This window comes from Olleya marilimosa CAM030 (assembly GCF_000518485.1).
GTDB classification, from domain to species: Bacteria; Bacteroidota; Bacteroidia; order Flavobacteriales; family Flavobacteriaceae; genus Olleya; species Olleya marilimosa.
In genome coordinates this window covers 295,208-318,044 of the sequence record NZ_KI912443.1, presented here as the reverse complement: position 1 = coordinate 318,044, position 22,837 = coordinate 295,208, and the positions used below count along the sequence as shown (strand labels likewise).

The 22,837-nt window shown below is 32.3% G+C and carries 23 protein-coding genes; 5 read left to right on the top strand and 18 right to left on the bottom strand.

All coding sequences use genetic code 11. The features are described 5' to 3' along the window. Positions 1-24: 24 nt before the first annotated feature. From nqrF to M890_RS0115325, 6 genes are read right to left on the bottom strand one after another with little or no spacing between them, the layout of a single operon-like run. The gene (gene nqrF, locus M890_RS0115350; RefSeq protein ID WP_028284368.1) at positions 25-1,338 is read right to left on the bottom strand and encodes an NADH:ubiquinone reductase (Na(+)-transporting) subunit F; all 1,314 of its coding nucleotides are present in this window, start codon (positions 1,336-1,338) and stop codon (positions 25-27) included. A 1-nt stretch (position 1,339) separates the two neighbouring features. Next, positions 1,340-2,053 carry an NADH:ubiquinone reductase (Na(+)-transporting) subunit E gene (gene nqrE / locus M890_RS0115345; protein WP_036597752.1) on the bottom strand — a complete coding sequence of 238 codons (714 nt, stop codon included), beginning with the start codon at positions 2,051-2,053 and terminating at the stop codon, positions 1,340-1,342. Positions 2,054-2,060: 7 nt separating this feature from the next. Next, positions 2,061-2,705 (bottom strand): NADH:ubiquinone reductase (Na(+)-transporting) subunit D, encoded by a 645-nt coding sequence (locus M890_RS0115340; RefSeq protein WP_028284366.1) that lies wholly within the window; start codon positions 2,703-2,705, stop codon positions 2,061-2,063. 2 nt (positions 2,706-2,707) lie between these two features. After that, positions 2,708-3,469 (bottom strand): Na(+)-translocating NADH-quinone reductase subunit C, encoded by a 762-nt coding sequence (locus tag M890_RS0115335; protein WP_028284365.1) that lies wholly within the window; start codon positions 3,467-3,469, stop codon positions 2,708-2,710. A gap of 2 nt (positions 3,470-3,471) precedes the next feature. After that, positions 3,472-4,686: an NADH:ubiquinone reductase (Na(+)-transporting) subunit B gene (locus M890_RS0115330; RefSeq protein ID WP_028284364.1), complete on the bottom strand. Its 1,215-nt coding sequence runs from the start codon at positions 4,684-4,686 to the stop codon at positions 3,472-3,474. Next, positions 4,686-6,041 carry a Na(+)-translocating NADH-quinone reductase subunit A gene (locus M890_RS0115325; protein WP_028284363.1) on the bottom strand — a complete coding sequence of 452 codons (1,356 nt, stop codon included), beginning with the start codon at positions 6,039-6,041 and terminating at the stop codon, positions 4,686-4,688. The genes M890_RS0115330 and M890_RS0115325 overlap by 1 nt, the downstream gene beginning before the upstream one ends. Positions 6,042-6,200: 159 nt before the next feature. On the opposite strand from M890_RS0115325, the gene M890_RS0115320 reads away from it, so the two are divergent. The 3 genes from M890_RS0115320 (at position 6,201) to pruA (ending at position 9,698) form a co-directional block, all read left to right on the top strand. Then, positions 6,201-7,451 (top strand): type IX secretion system plug protein, encoded by a 1,251-nt coding sequence (locus tag M890_RS0115320; protein WP_028284362.1) that lies wholly within the window; start codon positions 6,201-6,203, stop codon positions 7,449-7,451. 88 nt (positions 7,452-7,539) lie between these two features. Continuing rightward, the gene (gene apaG / locus M890_RS0115315; protein ID WP_028284361.1) at positions 7,540-7,926 is read left to right on the top strand and encodes a Co2+/Mg2+ efflux facilitator ApaG/CorD; all 387 of its coding nucleotides are present in this window, start codon (positions 7,540-7,542) and stop codon (positions 7,924-7,926) included. 143 nt (positions 7,927-8,069) lie between these two features. After that, positions 8,070-9,698 carry an L-glutamate gamma-semialdehyde dehydrogenase gene (gene pruA / locus M890_RS0115310; protein WP_028284360.1) on the top strand — a complete coding sequence of 543 codons (1,629 nt, stop codon included), beginning with the start codon at positions 8,070-8,072 and terminating at the stop codon, positions 9,696-9,698. A 74-nt stretch (positions 9,699-9,772) separates the two neighbouring features. Here the strand turns inward: pruA and gldC are convergent, their stop codons facing one another. Next, positions 9,773-10,105 (bottom strand): gliding motility protein GldC, encoded by a 333-nt coding sequence (gldC, locus tag M890_RS0115305; RefSeq protein ID WP_028284359.1) that lies wholly within the window; start codon positions 10,103-10,105, stop codon positions 9,773-9,775. Further along, complete coding sequence (gene gldB, locus M890_RS0115300) at positions 10,105-11,067, bottom strand: gliding motility lipoprotein GldB (RefSeq protein ID WP_028284358.1); 963 nt, start codon at positions 11,065-11,067, stop codon at positions 10,105-10,107. The genes gldC and gldB overlap by 1 nt, the downstream gene beginning before the upstream one ends. Positions 11,068-11,158: 91 nt before the next feature. Between gldB and nadE the strand changes: the two genes are divergently transcribed. Further along, positions 11,159-11,950, top strand: coding sequence for an NAD(+) synthase (gene nadE, locus M890_RS0115295; RefSeq protein ID WP_028284357.1), 792 nt, complete (start codon positions 11,159-11,161; stop codon positions 11,948-11,950). A gap of 100 nt (positions 11,951-12,050) precedes the next feature. After that, positions 12,051-12,674, top strand: a complete 624-nt coding sequence (locus M890_RS0115290) for a response regulator (protein ID WP_028284356.1) — start codon at positions 12,051-12,053, stop codon at positions 12,672-12,674. Here M890_RS0115290 and dnaG read toward each other — a convergent pair. The 10 genes from dnaG to M890_RS0115240 all read right to left on the bottom strand — a co-directional run bounded on the left by dnaG (position 12,669) and on the right by M890_RS0115240 (position 22,836). Then, complete coding sequence (dnaG, locus tag M890_RS0115285; protein WP_028284355.1) at positions 12,669-14,624, bottom strand: DNA primase; 1,956 nt, start codon at positions 14,622-14,624, stop codon at positions 12,669-12,671. The two genes, M890_RS0115290 and dnaG, sit on opposite strands and share 6 nt — an antisense overlap. Positions 14,625-14,863: 239 nt before the next feature. Further along, positions 14,864-15,199 (bottom strand): hypothetical protein, encoded by a 336-nt coding sequence (locus M890_RS0115280; protein ID WP_028284354.1) that lies wholly within the window; start codon positions 15,197-15,199, stop codon positions 14,864-14,866. A 179-nt stretch (positions 15,200-15,378) separates the two neighbouring features. Beyond that, complete coding sequence (locus M890_RS0115275) at positions 15,379-15,702, bottom strand: hypothetical protein (protein ID WP_028284353.1); 324 nt, start codon at positions 15,700-15,702, stop codon at positions 15,379-15,381. A 14-nt stretch (positions 15,703-15,716) separates the two neighbouring features. Further along, on the bottom strand, positions 15,717-16,691 hold the full coding sequence (locus tag M890_RS0115270; RefSeq protein WP_028284352.1) for a deoxyhypusine synthase family protein: 975 nt from the start codon (positions 16,689-16,691) through the stop codon (positions 15,717-15,719). Further along, positions 16,681-17,619, bottom strand: coding sequence for an agmatinase (gene speB / locus M890_RS0115265; protein ID WP_028284351.1), 939 nt, complete (start codon positions 17,617-17,619; stop codon positions 16,681-16,683). Before speB ends, M890_RS0115270 begins: the two co-directional genes overlap by 11 nt. Beyond that, the gene (locus M890_RS0115260) at positions 17,609-19,006 is read right to left on the bottom strand and encodes a type III PLP-dependent enzyme domain-containing protein (RefSeq protein ID WP_028284350.1); all 1,398 of its coding nucleotides are present in this window, start codon (positions 19,004-19,006) and stop codon (positions 17,609-17,611) included. Before M890_RS0115260 ends, speB begins: the two co-directional genes overlap by 11 nt. Positions 19,007-19,425: 419 nt before the next feature. Beyond that, positions 19,426-20,475, bottom strand: coding sequence for a hypothetical protein (locus M890_RS0115255; protein ID WP_028284349.1), 1,050 nt, complete (start codon positions 20,473-20,475; stop codon positions 19,426-19,428). Positions 20,476-20,506: 31 nt separating this feature from the next. Further along, a complete protein-coding gene (locus M890_RS0115250) occupies positions 20,507-21,229 on the bottom strand; it encodes a hypothetical protein (RefSeq protein WP_028284348.1) in 723 nt (240 codons plus the stop codon). Beyond that, positions 21,216-21,776, bottom strand: coding sequence for an RNA polymerase sigma factor (locus M890_RS0115245; protein WP_028284347.1), 561 nt, complete (start codon positions 21,774-21,776; stop codon positions 21,216-21,218). The genes M890_RS0115250 and M890_RS0115245 overlap by 14 nt, the downstream gene beginning before the upstream one ends. A gap of 82 nt (positions 21,777-21,858) precedes the next feature. Next, a complete protein-coding gene (locus M890_RS0115240) occupies positions 21,859-22,836 on the bottom strand; it encodes a polyprenyl synthetase family protein (RefSeq protein ID WP_028284346.1) in 978 nt (325 codons plus the stop codon). Between the last annotated feature and the right edge of the window lies 1 nt (position 22,837).

Sequence of the window (22,837 nt, the reverse complement as noted above, 5' to 3'; positions counted from 1 at the left end):
TATAGGACTTAGAAGTCTAGTATTTTATCCTCCGAAATCATCAAATCTGATGTTTTCATCATCAATACCAAAGTCTTCACCCATTTTTTGCACTGCTTGATTCATCAATGGTGGACCACAGAAGTATAATTCTATATCCTCTGGAGCGTCATGTTTAGATAAATATTGGTCAATTACCACTTGGTGAATAAATCCAACAAATCCATCACCAGATTCATCATTAATATCAGATTTTATTTTCCAGTTATCAGCTTCAGTTGGATCTGATAATGCAATATAGAATTTGAAGTTAGGGAAATCCTTTTCTAATGCTCTAAAATAGTGAATGTAAAATAGCTCTGCTTTAGAACGTCCTCCATACCAATACGTAACTTTACGACCAGTTTTAATAGTTCTAAATAACTCATATAAATGAGAACGCATTGGAGCCATACCTGCACCTCCACCAACGTACAGCATTTCTGCATCAGACTCGTTGATAAAGAATTCACCGTAAGGCCCAGAGATTGTTACTTTATCTCCAACTTTTTGATTAAAGATATAAGATGAAGCAACACCTGGATTTACATCCATCCAGCCACCTTTGGCACGATCAAAAGGAGGAGTTGCGACACGCACGTTAAGCATGATTCTTCTACCCTCTGCAGGATAAGAAGCCATCGAGTATGCTCTTTCAACTAACTCATCATTTTTCATTACTAAAGGACGTAAACCAAATTTATCCCAATCTGCCTCAAACTTGTTAGGCTCTCCTGGGTGATCTTCTGGATGCGCAGTGATATCCATATCTGAATAATTAACTGTACAATTTGGAATTTCAATTTGAATATATCCTCCAGCTTTGTAGTTCATATCCTCAGGAATTTCTACCACAAACTCTTTAATAAAAGTTGCTACGTTGTAGTTTGATACTACGGTAGCTTCCCACTTTTTAATTCCGAATACTTCTTCTGGAATTGTAATCTCCATGTCTTGTTTAACCTTTACTTGACAAGATAAACGTGCACCATGTGCTAATTCTTTTCTTGAAAAATGAGGAGTTTCTGTCGGTAAAGCTTCTCCACCTCCAGATAAAACGTGACATTCACATTGTATACAAGTTCCTCCTCCACCGCAAGCTGATGGTAAGAATATTTTATTATTTCCTAATGTAGAAAGTAAAGTACCTCCAGAAGAGACTTCAATTTCACGTTCGCCATTAATTAAAATCTTTACTGGACCAGATGGCGATAATTTTTGTTTAACAAACAACAGTAAGCTTACTAATACTAAAGTAATTAGTAAAAATGCTGCTACGGTTGCTATTACTGTCCCTAATGTTCCTGCTGCTAAAATCATGTTACTCTACTATTTTAGTATTGTTAGCTAATTCTTTTGTATCAACAGTTTTAGTGTCTACTTTAACTGTTTTTTCTTTTTTAGGCGCTTCTTCATCTCCTCCAGTTAGCATACCTCCAAAGCTTAAGAAACCTATTCCCATTAATCCTGTGATGATAAATGTGATACCTAATCCTCTTAAAGGTGCTGGTACGTTACTGTATCTTATTTTCTCTCTAATTGCAGCAATTGCTAGAATAGCTAAAAACCATCCAATACCTGATGATACACCATAGTTAAAGGCTAAGCCTAATGTTTCGATTTCTCTAGATTGCATAAATAAAGACCCTCCTAAGATGGCACAGTTTACAGCAATAAGTGGTAAGAAAATACCTAATGAGTTATATAATGATGGTGAAAACTTTTCTACCACAATTTCTACTAATTGTACCATTGTTGCAATAGTTGCAATAAACATGATAAATGATAAGAAACTTAAATCATAATCTGCATACTCTGCTCCTAACCAAGATAAAGCACCTGGTTGTAAAATGTATTGATCTAATAACCAGTTTAATGGTACTGTAATTGCTAATACAAATATTACTGCTGCACCTAATCCGACAGCTGTTGCTACTTTTTTAGATACTGCTAGGTAAGAGCACATTCCTAAGAATACTGCAAATACCATGTTGTCTATAAAAATCGACTTGAAAAATAATTCTAAATGTTCCATAATATTTTTAGTCTTCGATTAATGCTTTGTTTCTACTACGTTGTACCCAAATAATAAGTCCAACAATTATTAATGCCATTGGAGGCATTAACATAAAACCGTTGTTTTCGTATCCTAATGAATATACTCCTGTTTTCTCGATTGGATCTCCTAATACTGGTATTCCGAATAATGTACCTGAACCTAAAAGTTCTCTAAAAAAACCAACAATTATTAAGATGACTGCATAACCTAAAGAGTTACCAATTCCGTCAAGGAAAGATCTCCAAGGTTTGTTTGCTAAAGCAAAAGCTTCAAAACGTCCCATAATAATACAGTTTGTGATAATTAATCCAACAAATACCGAAAGTGTTTTACTTAACTCATAAGCAAAAGCTTTTAACACTTGATCAACAATAATTACTAAAGCAGCAACTACAATAAGTTGAACAATAATTCGGATTTTAGAAGGTATGATGTTTCTCATTAAAGAGATAACTACGTTTCCTATTCCTAATACAAACATTACAGCAATACCCATTACCAACGACGCTTTTAACTCTGCGGTAATTGCTAAAGCAGAACATATACCTAATACTTGGATTGTAATTGGGTTATTATCTGCTAAAGGATCTGTTATTAACTTTGCGTCTTTTTTTGAAAGTAGTCCCATAATTAATTGCTAGCTAGTTTTTTTAAGTTCTCGAAGTAAGGTTGATATAATCTTAAATCTTTTTTAATCATTGCTGTCACACCATCACCTGTGATAGTTGCTCCTGCTAATGCATCAACTTCGTAATCATCTTTAATTTCGTTTTTAGGATCATTATTACCTTTAGCTACAGTAATCCCTTTGAATACACCTGCATCAGTTAGTAATTTTTCACCATAAAAATCGTCCATGAAGTAACGTTGCTTAATGTTTGCTCCTAATCCAGGTGTTTCTCCTGCGTGGTCAAAAAATGTACCCTGAACAACCATGTTTTCATCCATTGCAACATAACCCCAAATAGCATCCCAAAGTCCTTTACCTCTAATTGGAGCGATGTAGAATGTTTTACCATCCTTTTCTCCAACAAATAAAGGTAAACGTCTTGTTCCTCCTGTTTTAGCTTTAGCTTGTTCTTTTTTGATATCTATTAAATAAGCTTCATTATCTTCCTTAGCTACACCATTTTCAATTACTAATTGTTTAGTAATGTATTTTGAAAAATCTGCTGCAACTTTGTCTGTAGATACAAAAGTTATGTCTCCATCACCTTCGTTACCATTAACTCCCATAGCATACAGAATATTCTGTTGCTTTTCCATTCTTCTGTTTTCAGCAATATTTGGTTTTAAGGTTGCTGCAGTAAAGGCTAATAAAGACCCTACAACAAGCACCATTACAATTGCAAATATTACAGTATATGAATTTTTATCTGTGTTCATTGCCATGATTATGCTGTTTTAACTTTTAAACGTTTCATTCTGCGTTTTACGTTTCCTTGTATTACGTAATGGTCAATAGTTGGTGCAAAGACATTCATTAATAGAATAGCTAAAAATACACCTTCTGGATACGCTGGATTAAATACACGAATCATTATTGAAATGAAACCAATTAAGAATCCATAAATCCATTTACCTTTATTTGTTTGAGAAGCAGTTACTGGATCTGTTGCCATATAAACTGCACCAAATAAAATACTACCAATAATTAAATGCTGCCAGAATGGTACATTCATTAATCCGTAAAATTTGCTAGATTCTCCAATCCATTCAGCAGATACAACTCCGTTAAATATTAATCCCATTGTTAAAGCACCTATTAAAGTAGACACTATAATTCTCCAGCTTCCAACCTTTGTAAAGATTAAAAATAAAGCTCCAATGATGATTAATAACTTAGACGTTTCTCCAACTGATCCTGGAATAAATCCAAAAAACATATCCATATAATCAATACCTGCAAGACTACTATTTTGTGCATAAGCACCAAGTAATGTTTCTCCTGATATTGCATCTGCAGTTCCTGCACGTTCAACCGCTTCATGTACCCATACTTTATCTCCTGACATCCATGTTGGATATGCAAAAAACAAGAAAGCACGAATGGTTAATGCTGGATTTAGGATGTTCATTCCTGTACCTCCAAAAACTTCTTTACCGATTACTACACCAAAAATAACTGCTACAGCTAACATCCATAATGGAATATCAACAGGAACAATTAATGGTACTAGCATACCTGTTACTAAGTAACCTTCTTCTACTTCGTGTCCTTTAATTACTGCAAAAATAAACTCTACAATAAGACCAACTCCATAAGATACAATTACCAATGGTAATACTGTCCAAGCTCCAACTACAAAATTATCCCAAGTTATAAAGTTGCTAAATAAAGAGGCTTCTCTAATAACTCCTGCTGCTGCATCAATAGCTGCATAATGTTGGTAACCTGCATTAAAAATACCAAATATTAAACATGGCACTAAAGCCATGATTACAATATTCATGGTACGTTTTAAATCATCTGCTGCCTTAATGTGCGTTCCACCATGAGTGGTTTCATTTGGCAAGTATAAAAAAGTATGAATTGCGTTAAACGCAGGAGCCATCTTGGTACCTTTATACTTTTCTTTTAAATTATGTAAATTACTTTTTAAGCCCATTATCCTATTTCTTTAAGCATTAAGTCTAAACCTTCTCTAATTATCTTTTGGTGTGGCTGTTTTGACACACATACAAATTCTGTTAAAGCAAAATCTTCTGGTGCTACTTCATACATACCTAAAGCTTCCATTTCGTCTAAATCTTTGTACATACAAGCTTTTAATATTTGCATTGGAAAGATATCTAAAGGAAATACTTCTTCATAACTACCAGTAATAACAAAAGCACGATGCTCACCATTAGTATTGGTATTTAAATCAAACTTTTTATTTGGCGTTAACCAAGAAAAAGTTAAAGCTCTAGAAGTTGATACTTTATTAAAAACTGGCTTGTTCCATCCAAAAAACTCGTAATCATCACCTTCAGGTATCACAGTAATAGTATTACTATAATAATCTAAATATCCATCTGGCTTGACTTGTTTTCCGGTTAAGACATTTCCAGAAATGATACGATCATTACCGTTTTTATCTACTCCATTATCATAAACCATAGTAGCGATTTCGCTTCCTAATTTAGTTTTAAAATAACGTGGTTTTTTTACTGAAGAACCTACTAAAGCAACAATACGTTCTGCATTAAAGCGACCAGTCAACAATAACTCTCCAATAATTACAAGGTCTTGAGCATTAATTGTCCAAACAACCTCACCTTTATTAATTGGGTCTATTTTGTTAATCTGTGTTCCAACATTTCCTGATGGATGTGGACCAGACACTTTATGCAAAGTAATATCTGAAAGTCCTGCTAATGGCGAATTACCATTTTTTGCAACACTTACATGTACTTTACCGTTAGTTAATTTACTTAAAGCAGTAACAGCAGCTTGCAGCTCAGCCTCTTTCCCTTGTAGGACATAGTCTAAATCTGCTACTAAAGGTGCACTTGCATAAGCCGAAATAAATATAGCTTTAGGCGTGTTTGCTGGATTTGCAATAACGTCGTAAGGACGTTGCTTTACAAATGCCCAACATCCAGACTCTAATAAACGTGATTTAATATCTTCAGCTTTAGCTGAATTTAAATCTAGCTTACCGTAATCCTGAAACGTCTGCTCCTTGTCTGCTTGAATTTTTACTGAAAGTATTTTTCTTTTTTCACCACGAGTTACCTCTATAATCTGACCTGAAACAGGAGATACAAATTTTACAGCTTCATTAGACTTATCATAAAACACAGGTTGTCCTGCCTTTACTTTATCGCCTTCTTTAGCCATTAATTTTGGTGTAACTTGATGAAAATCTTCAGGTCTAATTGAATAATAATTGCTTACAATAGCATTTTCGGTAGCCTTTTCAGCTTCTCCGACTAATTTAATATCCAGACCTTTTTTAATCTTAATGTCGTTTGACATATTATAAATCTATTGGTTAATAGTTATACTGATTGTGATTTTTATAGGCTTAAAAATCCGTGCAAATTTAATAATAAATAGGTAATTAATTGACAATTTATACAGAAAAACTTTTAGGCATAGATTTTGTTTATCTTTGTAGTATAAAACTGCCTGTAAATGCTTAATAACATTAAACATACTTTTCTGACTTTTTTTATTACTTCCTTATGTTTTGCACAAGTTGAAGAAATCACGCCTCCAGATTACGTTAAGACTATTTATTTTAATGGCGGAACACCTGAAAGCCAGCTACCTATCATACAATTAGGTCAACCCATACTATTAGAGTTTGACGTTTTAAATGGTAACGAAGATGATTATTATTACGAAATTAAGCACTATAATTTTGACTGGACACCTTCCATATTAGTTGAATCAGAATATTTAGATGGTTTTGATGAGCAACGTATTAGAACCTACGAAAATTCTTTTAACACTTTGCAAACTTTTTCTCATTATAAAGTCAGCATTCCAAACCAATTTACAAAAAGCATCAAACTTACAGGAAATTATATCATTACCATTTATGATGACTATGATGATATTATTTTTAGTAGAAAATTTATGGTATACGAGCAACAAGCTAACGTAGGTTTACAAATAAGACGCTCTCGTGATGTCCAAACCATAGACCAAAAACAATCTGTAGATATTACTATAAGTTCTGGCCAATTACAATTTGTAAACCCAAAAGAAACTGTAAAAACAGTAATAATTCAAAATAACAATTTAAACACAGCTATTACAGACTTAAAACCTCAATATATACTTGGTAACGAGTTAAGCTATAGATACAATGAAGCTTCTAGCTTTTTTGGCGGAAATGAATTTTTAAGTTTTGAAAACAAAGAAATTCGCGCAGCAAATAATGGCGTGCAATATATTAGTCTTGAAGACTTATACCAAACTTATCTGTACACCAACACCTCTCGTGCTAACCTAGAATACACCTACAATCCTGATATAAACGGAAACTTTTTTATTACTGCTTTAAACTCTGACAAACCAGATACAGAAGCAGATTACGCTTGGGTTCATTTTTCATTACAGTACCCAAACATCAAAGAGGGTCAATCCATATACGTTTTTGGAAACTTTAACAATTACCATATTGAACCACAAACTAAACTTGAGCATTTTGAAGAAGAAGGTATTTACAGCGTAGCTATAAAATTAAAACAAGGTTTTTACAACTATAAATATGCTATTGTAGATAAGGATGGAACAATAGATGAACACACTATAGGAGGTAGTTTTTGGCAAACAGAAAACAACTACAAAGTCTTGGTGTATTACAGAGAGTTAGGAGCTAGATATGATAAAATTATAGGTTTAGGCGAAGCTAACTCGGTTGGAATAACCAACTAAAGTGGCATATTAAGTAAGTATAATCACTTAAAAACGACAAAATAAACATATAAATTTCTTATTTTTACAATAAGCAACTACATATAATATGGTGCAGCAAGTTACAAGAGGTATAAAAATATCAGTCGAAACTAAGTTTGAAGGGACGTTTTATAAAAACTATAAAATAAACTTCGCATTTGGCTATAACGTAACCATTGAAAACCAAAGCAAGGACGTTGTCCAGCTTAATGCAAGACATTGGACTATTTATGATGCTTTAAATAACATAGAAATAGTTTCAGGCGAAGGAGTTATTGGTCAAAAACCAATTTTACAACCAGGTGAAACGCACACTTACACTTCAGGATGCTTACTAACCTCTCCTTTTGGAGCAATGAAAGGTTTTTACAGTATGGTAAATTATACTACTGCAAAAAACTTTGAAGTTATCATTCCTACTTTTAAATTAAGCGCTCCATTTGCACTTAATTAAAAGTAACACCACTTAATTTTACTTTCCAAAAACAACCTTCATACTAATAGTTCCATTTTTTTTACGGTTTTACTAACAGTAATAACCCAACAAAAAATTGTAACTTTGCAGTAATTTTTTAAACTAAAAACACAACACTTATCATGGGAAAAGGATTTTTCAATGTACCAATTGCTGTTAATGAACCTGTAAAAAGTTACGCTCCTGGCTCTCCAGAAAGAGCAGCAGTTTTAGACGAATATAAAACAATGTTTAACAGTAAAATTGATGTACCAATGTACATTAATGGGCAAGATGTTAAAACAGAAAAAACACATACAATGTCTCCTCCACATGACCATAAACATGTTGTTGGAACACACGCTATTGCAGAAAAAAAACATATTGACCAGGCAATATCTACTGCTTTAGAAGCTAGAACTGCTTGGGCAGATACACCTTGGGAACATAGAGCTGGTATCTTTTTAAAAGCTGCCGAATTAATTGCAGGTCCTTACAGAGCTAAAATTAATGCTGCTACAATGATAGCACAATCAAAAACTGTACATCAAGCAGAAATCGATGCAGCTTGTGAGCTAATTGACTTTTTACGTTTTAACGTACAGTACATGACTGAGATCTATCATGACCAACCAGAAAGTACAAGTGATGCTTGGAACCGTTTAGAATACAGACCTCTTGAAGGATTTGTTTATGCTGTAACACCATTTAATTTTACTGCTATTGCTGGTAACTTACCTGCATGTATGGCTCTAATGGGTAATGTTGTTGTTTGGAAACCAAGTGATTCTCAAATATATTCTGCTAAAGTAATCATGGATGTATTTAAAGAAGCAGGTGTACCTGCAGGTGTAATTAACGTTGTATTTGGTGATCCAGTTATGATAACAGATACCGTTTTAGCTAGTCCTGATTTTTCTGGATTACACTTTACAGGTTCTACTTATGTTTTTAAAGAGCTATGGAAACAAATAGGAAACAACATACACAACTATAAAACTTATCCTAAAATTGTTGGAGAAACAGGTGGAAAAGATTTTATCGTAGCACATAAAACTGCACACCCAAAACAAGTAGCTACTGCTATTGTAAGAGGTGCTTTTGAGTTTCAAGGACAAAAATGTAGTGCAGCTTCTAGAGCTTATGTTTCAAAAAGCATCTGGAATGAAGTTAAAGATTATGTAATTAAAGATGTAAACTCTTTTAAAATGGGTTCTCCAGAAGATTTAAGCAACTTTATTACTGCTGTAATACATGAAGGATCTTTTGATAAATTGGCTAAATACATAGATCAAGCTAAAGCAGATAGTAATGTAGAAATTATAGTTGGTGGAAACCATGACAAAACTAAAGGTTACTTTATAGAACCTACAGTTATTGTAACTGAAGATCCTAACTATACTACAATGCGTGAAGAATTATTTGGTCCTGTAATTACAATTTATGTATATGATGATGATAAATTTTCTGAAACATTAACATTAGTAGATCAAACTAGCGAGTACGCTTTAACAGGAGCCATTTTAGCTCAAGATAGATATGCAGTAGTTGAAGCTACTAAAGCATTACAAAACTGTGCTGGAAACTTCTATATAAACGATAAGCCTACAGGAGCTGTTGTTGGACAACAACCATTTGGTGGTGCAAGAGCATCAGGAACTAATGACAAGGCAGGTAGTGCTTTAAATTTATTACGTTGGGTATCTCCAAGAATGATTAAAGAGACTTTTGTAACTCCAGTAGATTACAGATATCCTTTTTTAGGAGAATAGTTTTATAAAAACTAACATATAAAAAACGCGAACCAAATGGTTCGCGTTTTTTATTCTTAAATATTTAAAAAAAATTACTTTTTAAGCTCTAATTTATCTGCAAAGTAGTCACAAAAATCTTTCATTGTAGCAGTCATTTTTTCGTCCTGAGTGGCTCTATTAAAAGTATCACTCATTGCTACTAAGGTTTGATGAAAAAACACTTTCATTTCATCCACAGGCATATCTTTAGTCCATAAATCTATTCTTAAAGATTCTTGTGCTACATTATCCCAAACGGATAACATCATTGCTTTAGCTTCGGCATTTTTTATGCCTCCATCTTGTGCTGTCCAATTTAATTTTTCAGGCACTCTGTTTTCGTCTAACTCTACTTTTAGTGTTATTTCTGAAGTTATTTTAGCCATTACTGTCTTGGTTTATATTTAGATTTATTAAATACGGTTTGTGCTGGTGTGTTAAGCAATTCTGTTAATGTAACATCATTGTTATCCATGTAGGCTTTAACAATTTGCCAGCCTACAAATTGTCCTACTTTTCCGGGTGATTCATTATCTATCTCTGCTAAATAAAATTTAGAGAAAGGCGCAGGATTAATAAAACGATTAGGTAATTTAGAATCTGTACTATACAACAACTCTTTTTCTATAAAGTATTGCCAGATTTGCTCCTGGTTAACAGTTACCCAATCTAACTGCTGTTGCGTATATCCTATTTTTTGAGCGTCTGTTTTAAATGGTATAATCATATCTTTTAAATACAATAGTTTTCCTGAGTAAATCATCTCATCTAATAGATTTGATCTTTTGGAATTTAATATCATTTTTTTAGCATAGGCATCTGCCAAGTCTACTACAATCTGCTCAGGTTTCATGTTAGCAGTAATGTAAGTTTGTAGTCCTTGATAAAAAAAATGATCTGGTCCTAAATAAGTGTCTAATTCTAAAATAGCAATCGTATCTGTTACTATTACTTTATTACGGTAATCAACATCAGAGGTAGAAGTAATAAGTCTTGGTGTTTTAAAATTTGGAAAATAATATTTTAAATGCTGAAACAATTGCTTAATCTCTTGAGTTTCAGTTTTAAGATTTGGAAATTTTTTAATAGTCTCTTCACTTAATTGAATCTGTAACGTATCATTCATTTTTTGAATCCAAAAGTCATCATCAAATTGCTTTGGAAACATAAATGGAAATGTTTTTTTTAATTGTGATAAATCCTGTGGCTTAGCTTCCGCGAAAGCGATATCAAAACGCTCCACATCAAGATTTACATTAATCTTTGCTATTTGGCTAGCTTGTTTATTATCATCTTGACAAGAAAACAATGTAAAAAATAATGATATTATTAAAATGAATACTCTCATAAAACTTAAGGTCGCTTAATTTTTATTACTAATAGGATTACTTTATTTTTGTTAGGCAAAGGTACTATACTTTGCTTTAAATTCTTTGATTATGCAAACAGAAAAAGTTGTAAAACATATTGTAAATTGGTTAAAAACATATGCTACTAACGCAAAAGTAAATGGTTTTGTTGTAGGTATATCTGGCGGAATTGATAGCGCTGTAACCTCAACACTATGTGCTGAGACTGGCTTAAAGGTATTATGTGTAGAAATGCCAATACACCAAGCTGCAAGTCATGTGTCTAGAGGTCAAGAACATATTAAACAGTTAAAAAAACGTTATCCTAACGTTGAAGGTATAATATCCGATTTAACACCAGTTTTTGAAGAGTTTAAAACTGAAGTGTCTTTAGAAGGAAAACAAGAAGTGGTTGACATGGCTCTTGCCAACACACGTGCACGCTTGCGTATGACTACGTTATATTATCATGCAGGTTTATTAGGTTTATTGGTTGCCGGAACTGGTAACAAAGTAGAAGATTTTGGTGTTGGTTTTTACACAAAATATGGTGATGGTGGTGTGGATTTAAGTCCTATTGCTGATTTAATGAAAAGCGAAGTGTACAAAATAGGTGAATTTTTAAAAGTCCCGGAATCTATTATGAAAGCTGCACCTAGTGATGGTTTATTTGGAGATGCTAGAAGTGACGAAGACCAAATTGGTGCATCATACCCAGAATTAGAGTGGGCAATGAATATGAATGACGAAGGTAAGACTGAATCTGACTTTAACGGTAGAGAATTAGAAGTCTTTAAAATTTTTAAACGATACAATACCAACAATTTACACAAAATGATTGCTATTCCTGTTTGCGAAATACCTAAAGATTTAATCAAATAGTCCGTAATCCTATAATTTTATATACCTTTACGACGCTATTATTATTTCTATAACTCAAGTCTTTTTTTAATTAAAAAGGCCTTTAAAAAACGAATTGACCATGGTTAAACTAATGGTTGCGGATAATCATCCTATAGTAACTAAAGGACTGGAATTGCTATTTGCTAACTCTAGAGACATAAAATTTGTCCAAGCAGTTGCAGATGGTGAGGCTATTTTTGACGCACTAAAACAGTACACAACAGACATCTTACTTTGCGAAATTGACTTACCAAAATTAAATGGTATAAGCGTATTACGTCGCATTAAAAAAGAAAACCCAGAAGTAAAAGTTATTATTTACAGCGCACAGCAAGAGGAAGTTTATGCTGTTAGTGCTATAAAAGCTGGAGCAGACGGTTATGTAAATAAGTCCACTGACTTGTTAACTTTAAAAGATGCCATTATGAAAGTATATTTGGGAGGACTTTATATAAGCCCAAATTTATCTAGAAAAATTGCATTGGATAAAAATTCTGGTAAAAGTAATTACTACAAAAAACTATCGACCAGAGAGGTTGAAGTTTTAAAACTTTTATCTAATGGTAGACGTAACAAAGAAATTGCTGAGGAATTACAAATTAATGAAAAAACAGTTAGTACTTATCGTGCTAGGCTAATGAAAAAGCTTAACGTTACTAACTTAATTGATTTAGTTAACCAAGCAAAAAGCCTAGATTTATAAAGCCCTATTAAGCTTTCTGGACAGCAACATTTTTAAACCCGAGTAATCTTTGACTTCCTCTAAGATTTCTCGGTTTATCATGTTTTTATCTTGTAATGTTTCTTTTTGAAATTGTGATACTTTTTGATCTATCAAAAAACAACGTAAAGTCAAAATAGTCTCGCTAACTAATTGCGATACGGTATCTGCTTTAGTTTTTGGAAAAATGTTATTACGATGCCAATCAGACAACGAATAACGCTCATCTTCCATTAAAATAGACGTAATTTCTGAGGCTAAAATAGGATCTATAGTATTTATTATACTTTCTATTTTAAATTCTGGATTTTGATTTAAAGCTTCAATTATTGCAAAATAAATGTCCTTAAATTGTGGGTTTAAAAACTCCATTTCGTCCTCTTGAAGGTCTAAGTATATCTTTTCAAATACTTTGGCTTCTTGTATGACTGGCTCTAACTCTAATTGCCCATTATCTGCTTCTTTTAAAACTAGATCTTCAAAATCTTCTTTTCTGTTTCCGTAAAGTAGTAATATCTCAATAATTTTTCGCTCTAGCGTATATTGCACATCAACCTTTTTAACTGGTGGTTGGTTTTTTATGACTTCAAAAGCTTGGGGACTTTGAGGTTGTTTTGCTGCATCATTTTGTTCTTTATTAGTCATTTGAGCTAAAGTAGAAAACAACACCTCCTCACTTATATCCATGATTCTAGCACACTCTTGGATGTAAATTTCTGTTTTAATCCTATCCGGAATTTTAGCAATACTATTTACAATATCTCTAATTGTTTCAGCCTTTTTTATTGGATCGTTTTTAGCACTTTCATATAAAACCGAAGCTTTAAACTGTATAAAATCCTTAGCATTTTGATCTAAATAGGCTGTTAGTTCTTCTAGTGTGTTTGATTTAGCAAAACTATCTGGATCTTCTCCCTCTGGAAAAGTACAAACTTTAACATTCATACCTTGTTCAAGGATTAAATCTATACCTCTTAAAGAGGCTCTCATACCTGCTGCATCACCATCAAATAAGACTGTAATATTTTTTGTTAAACGATTGATTAACCTTATTTGATCGCTAGTTAATGCTGTACCAGAACTTGATACAACGTTTTTAATTCCTGTTTGATGGAATTGGATAACATCTGTATAACCTTCTACTAAATAACAATTATCCTCCTTTGCAATGGTTTGTTTTGCATGATAAATACCATACAGCACTTTACTTTTATGGTAAAGGTCACTTTCTGGACTATTTAAATATTTGGCAGCTTTTTTATCATTGGTTAAAATACGACCACCAAATCCTAAAACACGACCACTCATACTTTGTATAGGGAACATAACACGACCTTTAAAACGATCAAATTGTTTGTTTTCCTTAACTATGGTTAATCCTGTAGCTTCTAAAAAATCTAAATTATATCCTTTTTTTAAGGCTGCATCAGTGAAGGCACTCCATTGATCTAAACTATAACCAAGTTCAAACTTTTTGATAGTTTCTGTGGTAAAACCACGCTCCTTAAAATAACTTAAACCTATAGCTTTACCTTGATCTGTATTATGAAGTATATTTTGAAAATAATTATTAGCAAACTCACTAACTAAATATAAGCTCTCACGTTTGTCTTGTGCTTGTTTTTGCTCGTTAGATTGCTCTGTTTCTTCAATTTCAATGTTATATTTTTTAGCTAAATATTTTATTGCTTCTGGGTAAGTAAAATGTTCATGCTCCATTAAAAAGGCCACAACATTCCCGCCTTTTCCACTTGAAAAATCTTTCCAGATCTGCTTAACTGGAGACACAACAAAACTAGGCGAACGCTCATCTGAAAAAGGACTTAATCCTTTAAAATTACTTCCAGCTTTTTTTAGCTGAACAAAATCACCAATAACCTCTTCCAGTCTGGCTGTTTCATATACTTGGTCTATGGTAGATTTTGTTATCAAGGTTAAATTTTATTGAATTTTTAGAATGTAAAAGTAATACAAAATAACACGTTTTTCAATTTAGAAACTTTTAAGTTTTGACGTTTTTAGAATTACATTAGTTTGAAATACATAAAATCCTAGTGCTTTTTTTGGCCATTAAATTATTACATTAAACCCAAGACTCCATTGCTTTTTAAGCAAAAAAAAGCCGGAATAAATTCCGGCTTTTCATTTTATATTAAGTAAAGCGACTATTTCTAGTCATTAACGCTTAACTTAGTTATTGTTAAATACTCCACTTCTTCATCCTCACCATCATCATTTACAATCATTTCTTTTTCTTTCTCGTAAGTAATAGTAAAGCTGGTTCCAATTAGCTCATCTGAGTCTAAGTCAAAATTTTCAAAAACATCCTCTGAAAGGTAGTTAAATTCCATCCTTTCAGTCTTGTCACCTTTAGTAATTGTAAATACGTAATTGGTATCCTCTACACCATCATAAACTCCAGATACTACTTGATTTTTTGAAATTGTAAAAGAACTTAAAGTTAAGCTTAAAAAAGCAATAGTTAAAACTAAAATTTTTGTTTTCATTTTAATACTATATTAAAGTTGATATTGTGTTAATTGGTTTCGGATTTTAGCCACCTCAAGTCCGAATCTGCTTTTAGTATTGTTTACCCACAAACAATAACACGTGGTTTTACTTTAAATACGTTTAGTAATATCTATTTAGATTATGAAACTGTTTTTTTAGTTTATTAATTAAAATTTTAAAAATCGTGATCTTGTTCTTCACTTTCTTCTATCTGTGGATCCTGTACTGCTTCTGGATCGTCATCATCAAAATCTTCATAATCATCCTCGTCATAGTTTTCCATAGTTTTAACTAATTTAGTACTAACCTTAACGAGATATTTAGTGTCTTCTGTTGTAACTTCAACAGCTTCGATTAATTCGTTTTTAGCGTTTCTAAATTCGATAATGTGGTCTTCATCGTATCCTTCTGGATATTTATCTACTAACAGCTTTAAAATTTCTGGTGTTAGTTTTTTAAAATCAACAATGACGCGTTTTAAATTGTCTGGCTTTTTCATTTTTTATATAGCAATTATAATCCTAATATATAAGCAAATATAAGTGGTGCAACGATTGTTGCGTCACTTTCTACAATAAATTTTGGTGTATCTATATCTAACTTACCCCAAGTAATTTTCTCGTTTGGAACTGCTCCAGAATATGATCCATAACTTGTTGTTGAGTCACTGATTTGACAAAAATAGCTCCAAAAAGGGGTCTCTGTACGCTCCATGTCTTGGTATAACATTGGTACAACACATATTGGAAAATCTCCAGCAATACCTCCTCCAATTTGGAAAAACCCGATTCCTTTTTGAGAGTTGTCTGTGTACCAGTCTGCAAGAAAAGTCATGTACTCAATACCAGATTTCATTGTACTTGCTTGAAGCTCTCCTTTTAGTACATAACTAGCAAAAATGTTACCCATTGTGCTGTCTTCCCATCCTGGACATACTATTGGTAGGTTTTTTTCGGCTGCAGCATACATCCAAGAGTCTTTTAAGTCAATCTCATAATATTCCTCTAAAACACCAGATAATAACATTTTATACATGTATTCATGCGGTAAATAACGTTCTCCTTTTGCTTCTGCATCTTTCCATATTTTTTCTATATGGTGTTGTAAACGTCTAAAGGCTTCGTGCTCTGGAATACAAGTATCTGTTACACGATTAAGTCCTTTTTCTAACAAGTCCCATTCTTCTTGAGGTGTTAAATCACGATAATTAGGTACACGCTTATAATGTGAATGTGCAACTAAATTCATGATATCTTCCTCTAGGTTTGCTCCTGTACAAGAAATAATGTGTACTTTGTCTTGTCTAATCATTTCTGCAAAACTTTTTCCAAGCTCAGCAGTACTCATAGCTCCTGCTAATGACACTAACATTTTAGCTCCATTATCCAATTGCGTTTCATACCCTTTTGCTGCATCAACTAAAGCTGCTGCATTAAAGTGTAAATAATGGTGTTGAATAAATTGTGATATTGGTCCTTTAGTACTCATCGTCTTCGTTAAATTTTGAACTATTATTTTTTTGTTTGTTACTGTCGTAAGTATTGTCGTACTCGTCCTCTACACCTTGATCCATAAACTTATAGCTTAGCATTTTATAATATAATTTTGCTGCTAAAAAGTCTGATGATTTGTCAACTGTGTTTGGACATAACTCTACTATATCAAAACCTACCACATTTTTTTCTTCAAATACTTGTTTTAAAAACTCTAAGGTCTCATACCATAATAAACCACCTGGTTCTGGTGTACCTGTACTTGGCATAATTGATGGGTCAAACGCATCTAAATCTATTGTAATAAATACATTGTCCGTCATTTGATCAATTGCGCTATCCATCCATGTATCATCCACAGCCATTTCATGTGCGAAGTATGTTTTTTCTTCGTCCATAACTGTTTTCTCGATTGCGTCCATAGATCTAATTCCTACCTGGATTAGATTAGTTGTTTGGCTAGCCTCGTAAACTGCACAAGCGTGATTACATTTAGAGCCTTCATACTCTTTACGTAAATCGGCATGTGCATCTAATTGTAACACCGTTAAACTAGGAAACATCTCGTTAAAGGCACGAATAGTACCAATAGACACAGAGTGTTCTCCTCCAAAAATGGTTACAAATTTATTTTTTTTAATATACTTTTTTGTTGCTTGATGCACTGCTTCCACCATAGCTTCTGGTGAGCTATTTTCTGAAACAGGATCTGCTAAAAAGACACCTTGTTGGTATACTTCTGTATCAGTTTCGATATCATAAAGTTCCATGTTTTCTGAAGCATTTAAAAAAGCTTCTGGACCTTTATCTGCTCCTTTTTGCCATGTACTAGTCCCATCGTAAGGTACTGGAATTAATACAATTTTTGCTTGTTCTAATTTTGCTAATTCTTCTGGAATACCAGCATAAGTTTTACTTTGCATAGCCTAAAATTTTAAGTAAGTCTTCACTTTTTTGTTGTTCTGAAAATAATGTTTTGGTGATGTTGCCATCCTTGTCTTTATCTATTAAAATATGTTTTGGAGAAGGTATTAAACAGTGTTGTAATCCTCCAAAACCACCTATGGTTTCTTGATAGGCTCCTGTATTAAAAAAGCCTATATACAAAGGTTTGTCTTTATTATATTTTGGTAAATAGATTGCATTCATGTGCTGCTCACTATTGTAATAATCATCACTATCACAAGTCAATCCACCTAACAAAACACGCTCGTAAGAATCGTTCCAACGGTTAATAGCAAGCATAATAAAACGCTTGTTTATAGCCCAAGTATCTGGTAACGTTGTAATAAAAGATGAGTTTATCATGTTCCATTTTTCACGATCGTTTTGTTGCTTTTGGTACAATATCTCATAAATAGCTCCTCCACTTTCACCAACTGTAAAGCTTCCAAACTCTGTAAATATATTTGGCACATCTACTTCTTCATCTTCGCAAGTTTGTTGAATTTGATTGATAATTTCATCAATCATATACTCGTAATCAAAATCAAAAGCTAACGAGTTTTTTATTGGAAAACCTCCTCCAATATTTAAACTATCTAAACTTGGACAAATCTTTTTTAAGCTTGTGTACACTTTTAAACACTTTAATAACTCATTCCAATAATAGGCATTATCCCTAATACCTGTATTGATAAAAAAGTGAAGCATTTTAAGCTCAATCTTAGGATTGTCTTTTATTTGATTTTTGAAAAAAGGTACAATGTTTTTATATCCAATACCCAATCTTGAGGTATAAAACTCAAATTTAGGCTCTTCCTCTGATGCTATTCTAATACCTACTTTAAAATTACCGTCAATTTGCTCTGACAACAACTCTATCTCTTCATAATTATCAATAATCGGAATACAGTTTTCCTGACCACCATTAATTAATCTAGCAATATTGGTTACGTATTGATCACGTTTAAAACCATTACTGATAACAAAAGTTTTATTAGTTATTTTACCTTCTTTTTTTAAATTTTCGACTATATCAATATCAAAAGCAGAAGAGGTTTCTATATGTATATCATTTTTTAAAGCTTCATTTAAAACGTGTTTAAAGTGTGAGCTTTTAGTACAATAACAATAATTATAGTTTCCTTTATAATCGTACTTTTTAATGGCGTCATTAAACCAAGATTTAGCACGTTGTATATTGTTTGAGATTTGTGGTAGGTACGTAAATTTTAATGGTGCACCATACTCTTCTACTAATTCCATTAAATTTATATCGTGAAATTGTAGCGTTTTTTCCTCTAGTTTAAATTCTGGTTGAGGAAAATCAAAGGTTTGACTTATTAAGTCTATGTATTTTGTATTCATTACTTTATTTAGAAATTACTTTAAAGATAAAACATAATATTTTTATTATGCAATTATGTCAAAATAATTCTATCAAATCTGAATTTTTAGCTCACAAGTAGGTATGAAGCCAAACTGATGCTGGCTAGCAAATATTGTAGTGAAAGCGGAAGTTAGCTTTAAAATTCGGTCACTTAATCTGTAAGCTGCTTTTGAATATGACTTCCTAATTTCCAAAAGCCCGAACATAGAAACAGAGTTCAAGGTGTTCAGCTAATATGATGCAAATGAAATACTTTTTTTTTAATTAAAAACTTTTTTTTAAAAAAAATAATATTTTTTTAAAGTTTTGACAACATCAGTGTTTACAACCCTTTTAAAGCAAAAAAGCGCCTTTTTTAATAATAAAAAAGACGCTTTTAAAATAAATATTTTTTTGTTTAATCTAAATCTAGTCTAACACCTAAAGATATATTGTTTTGATCTACTAATTGGTTTTTAAATATTGGTGCCAAATCATATTTAGCATATAAACTTAAATCTCCATAACCTATATATGCACTAACACCATAAGTAAATGTGTTTGTGTTAAAACCTCTCCTAATAGTTTCTTCTACACGCTCACCATCTGCTTTATAATTTAATTTTTGAACCGCTTTACCATTAACGCCAAAGTATCCACCTACTCCTATTTTAAATTTATTGTAGGTATTGTAACGGACTCTACCATCATCATACACTTTTTTATCCCAAGGACCAAACTCAAAATGCACAGGAATCACTAAACTGGTTGTTCTAAACTTAGCGCGTTTTAAATCTCCTTCAAAAGGTTGTAAAGTGGTTTGATTTGCTTCTTGAACAAAATACATATCGTTTTTAATATCTAATTTATTCCACTGTACAGATAGTCCATATTTTAATCTTAAGAAGTTAGACTCTTTAAAGACTCTTGTTTTCCAAAGCCATCCTAATTCTACAAATCCTGATCCTCCTAGTTTATATGGCGAATCACTTAAACTAACACCATCAATAATTGCGTTATTAAAACCCATAGCAAATAATAATTGATTACTTGTACGTATGTCTTGTTTTGGAGGAGTACGATTTGCTGTGACTCCGATTAACTCTTTATCTGATGCTCCAATTTTAATTGAAAAGACATTAACGTTATCTTCATCATCTTGTAATTGTTTGTTTCGTTTTAAAAACTCTAATCTATTAACTGCAATTGCTACTCTGTTTTCAATATTTAATGCTCTTTTTTCTGCGACTTCTTTTTTTAGACGCTCTGCTTCGTCAAAAGTAATATCGTCAGCTTCCAACCTGTCATTAATAGCATCAATTTCAACTTTTAAAGCATCTCGTTCTTGTGTAATAATGTTTTGTTTTAAAGTTTCAATTTTAGGAATTGTGTCTTTTACTTGTGCGCTAATTTGGCTAACAGTAAATAAAATAATTAAGTAAACTAAGTGTTTTGTAATGGTTTGCATAACTGTTCGTTTTTTTTAATGATTAATTGAATTATAAGTCACGCTCTGCCACTGTTGTCTTTAATGTTTCGTAGCCTGATTTTACAGCATGAAACAAACGATTTTTTAGAGATTTTTCAGATTTCATCTCTACATCTTCCAACAATGAGTTAGCGTCAATTTTTTCTGGTATATAGGTGTTATAGTTATCTTGCACATCAGAGTATGCTTCTTTTAATAATAGGTCTGCTTCAGATGTTATTGTTGTCGTTTGACTAGTCTTATCAATAGGTTTTTCTGAATTAGTAGCAGAGGCTATAGTTGCCTTGTCTTCCAGCTTAATTTTGTCGTTTACAACCAAAACAACATTAGATTTCTCTGCCTGAACACTTTGTATTGTTGCTTTGTTTTTATTTGTTACCGCTTTATTTTTTGGTTTAACATTTACCTTATCAACGACTAATTCTGGACTTGTTATTATTTTAGTTACTTTATTTTGTTTGTTAATTTGATTGATTTCACTTGGTAATAGTATTTCATTTTTAACATCCTCAATAACTACATTTATTGGATCTTGTTTGTCATTAAAAACAAAAATTGCTAAAAATACACCTAAAAACGTAGCTGCTATACTAAACCACCAAAACGGGAATTTTTGTTTGTTTTTTTGAACATCTAATTGCGTATCTAATTGGCTCCAAGCTATTTTGCTTGGTGCAATTGTGCGACGCTCTAGCGTGTCTTTTAATTGCTTTTCAAATTTATTTGGTGCCATATTCTTTGGTATTAAGTATCTTAATATTGTCTTGCAGCATTTTTCTTGCTTTAAATAACTGAGATTTTGAAGTCCCAATGCTAATGTTTAAAAGTGTTGCAATCTCTGCGTGTTTGTAGCCTTCTATTGCATACATTACAAATACCATCTTATATCCTTCAGGCAAATTGTCTATTAACTCTTGCAATTGTGCCACATCATATTGCTGTGTGGTTTCATCCTGAATTTCTATATGTTGATACTCTTCATCTACAAACTGAATCGTCTTTTTTTGTCGTAAAAAGGAGATTGCTTCTCTAACCATTATGCGTCTAATCCAACCTTCAAAACTACCTTCGTGTTTAAATGTTTTAAGATTAGTAAATACTTTTAAAAAACCGTTTAGCATGACTTCTTCCGCATGTTGCATGTCCTTTACATAATAACGACATACACTTAGCATTTTAGGTGCATGCAGCTCAAACAATACATGTTGGGCTTCACGATTATTCTGAGTAGCTTTTTTAATTAGCTTTACTTCGTTATTAAATAAGGTAACGACTTTCACAAATAGTGTTGTTTAGTTTGGTCTTCTATTTATAAAGACGCAAAAGCTTTTAAGAAGGTTGCCTGAAGTATGAAAAAAAAAATTATTTTTTTCTTTCTATGACATAATTAACCATTAACTCAAGCGAGTCTTTATATTCTGATTTAGGAAAACTATTTAGTAACAATAATGCTTCTTGCTGAAACGTTTTCATTTTTGAAACAGCATAATCTAATCCTCCATTGTCTTTTACAAATTGAATAACCTGGTTAACTCGTTTTTTATCCGTATTATGGTTTTTTACCGAATTGATTAACCACTTCTTATCCTTTGTAGAACAATTATTTAGCACATAAATTAAAGGCAAGGTCATTTTTTGCTCTTTAATATCAATACCAGTAGGCTTACCTATACTTTGGGTACCATAATCAAACAAATCATCTTTAATTTGAAATGCCATACCTATCAGTTCTCCAAACTTACGCATGCTTTCAACCTCAACAGAATTAGGTTTTACTGATGCTGCACCAAGACTACAACAGGCAGCAATAAGTGTTGCTGTTTTTTGGCGAATGATATCATAATAAACTGCTTCTGTTATATCAAGTTTTCTAGCTTTTTCTATTTGAAGTAATTCGCCTTCACTCATCTCTCTTACAGCAATAGAAATGATTTTTAATAAATCAAAATCATTATTATCAATGGATAACAACAACCCTTTAGACAGTAAAAAGTCACCAATTAAAACTGCTATTTTATTTTTCCATAGTGCATTAATAGAGAAAAAACCACGACGCTTATTACTATCATCCACAACATCATCATGAACCAATGTGGCAGTGTGAATCAACTCTATAACAGATGCTCCTCTGTAAGTCCTTTCGCTAACCTCACCATTTGACACCATTTTAGCCACTAAAAAAACAAACATTGGACGCATTTGTTTTCCTTTACGATTGACTATGTAATAAGTGATCCTATTTAACAGAGCAACTTTTGATGACATAGCAAGCCTAAATTTTTGCTCAAAAAGATCCATCTCAAAAGCAATAGGCTGTTTTATTTGTTCTGTTATTTTCAAA

What these genes read in the sequence shown, in the direction of transcription:
- nqrF (WP_028284368.1), bottom strand. Translation starts at nt 1,338, where the DNA reads ATGATTTTAGCAGCAGGAACATTAGGGACAGTAATAGCAACCGTAGCA.
- nqrE (WP_036597752.1), bottom strand. Translation starts at nt 2,053, where the DNA reads ATGGAACATTTAGAATTATTTTTCAAGTCGATTTTTATAGACAACATG.
- M890_RS0115340 (WP_028284366.1), bottom strand. Translation starts at nt 2,705, where the DNA reads ATGGGACTACTTTCAAAAAAAGACGCAAAGTTAATAACAGATCCTTTA.
- M890_RS0115335 (WP_028284365.1), bottom strand. Translation starts at nt 3,469, where the DNA reads ATGGCAATGAACACAGATAAAAATTCATATACTGTAATATTTGCAATT.
- M890_RS0115330 (WP_028284364.1), bottom strand. Translation starts at nt 4,686, where the DNA reads ATGGGCTTAAAAAGTAATTTACATAATTTAAAAGAAAAGTATAAAGGT.
- M890_RS0115325 (WP_028284363.1), bottom strand. Translation starts at nt 6,041, where the DNA reads ATGTCAAACGACATTAAGATTAAAAAAGGTCTGGATATTAAATTAGTC.
- M890_RS0115320 (WP_028284362.1), top strand. Translation starts at nt 6,201, where the DNA reads ATGCTTAATAACATTAAACATACTTTTCTGACTTTTTTTATTACTTCC.
- apaG (WP_028284361.1), top strand. Translation starts at nt 7,540, where the DNA reads ATGGTGCAGCAAGTTACAAGAGGTATAAAAATATCAGTCGAAACTAAG.
- pruA (WP_028284360.1), top strand. Translation starts at nt 8,070, where the DNA reads ATGGGAAAAGGATTTTTCAATGTACCAATTGCTGTTAATGAACCTGTA.
- gldC (WP_028284359.1), bottom strand. Translation starts at nt 10,105, where the DNA reads ATGGCTAAAATAACTTCAGAAATAACACTAAAAGTAGAGTTAGACGAA.
- gldB (WP_028284358.1), bottom strand. Translation starts at nt 11,067, where the DNA reads ATGAGAGTATTCATTTTAATAATATCATTATTTTTTACATTGTTTTCT.
- nadE (WP_028284357.1), top strand. Translation starts at nt 11,159, where the DNA reads ATGCAAACAGAAAAAGTTGTAAAACATATTGTAAATTGGTTAAAAACA.
- M890_RS0115290 (WP_028284356.1), top strand. Translation starts at nt 12,051, where the DNA reads ATGGTTAAACTAATGGTTGCGGATAATCATCCTATAGTAACTAAAGGA.
- M890_RS0115280 (WP_028284354.1), bottom strand. Translation starts at nt 15,199, where the DNA reads ATGAAAACAAAAATTTTAGTTTTAACTATTGCTTTTTTAAGCTTAACT.
- M890_RS0115275 (WP_028284353.1), bottom strand. Translation starts at nt 15,702, where the DNA reads ATGAAAAAGCCAGACAATTTAAAACGCGTCATTGTTGATTTTAAAAAA.
- M890_RS0115270 (WP_028284352.1), bottom strand. Translation starts at nt 16,691, where the DNA reads ATGAGTACTAAAGGACCAATATCACAATTTATTCAACACCATTATTTA.
- speB (WP_028284351.1), bottom strand. Translation starts at nt 17,619, where the DNA reads ATGCAAAGTAAAACTTATGCTGGTATTCCAGAAGAATTAGCAAAATTA.
- M890_RS0115260 (WP_028284350.1), bottom strand. Translation starts at nt 19,006, where the DNA reads ATGAATACAAAATACATAGACTTAATAAGTCAAACCTTTGATTTTCCT.
- M890_RS0115255 (WP_028284349.1), bottom strand. Translation starts at nt 20,475, where the DNA reads ATGCAAACCATTACAAAACACTTAGTTTACTTAATTATTTTATTTACT.
- M890_RS0115250 (WP_028284348.1), bottom strand. Translation starts at nt 21,229, where the DNA reads ATGGCACCAAATAAATTTGAAAAGCAATTAAAAGACACGCTAGAGCGT.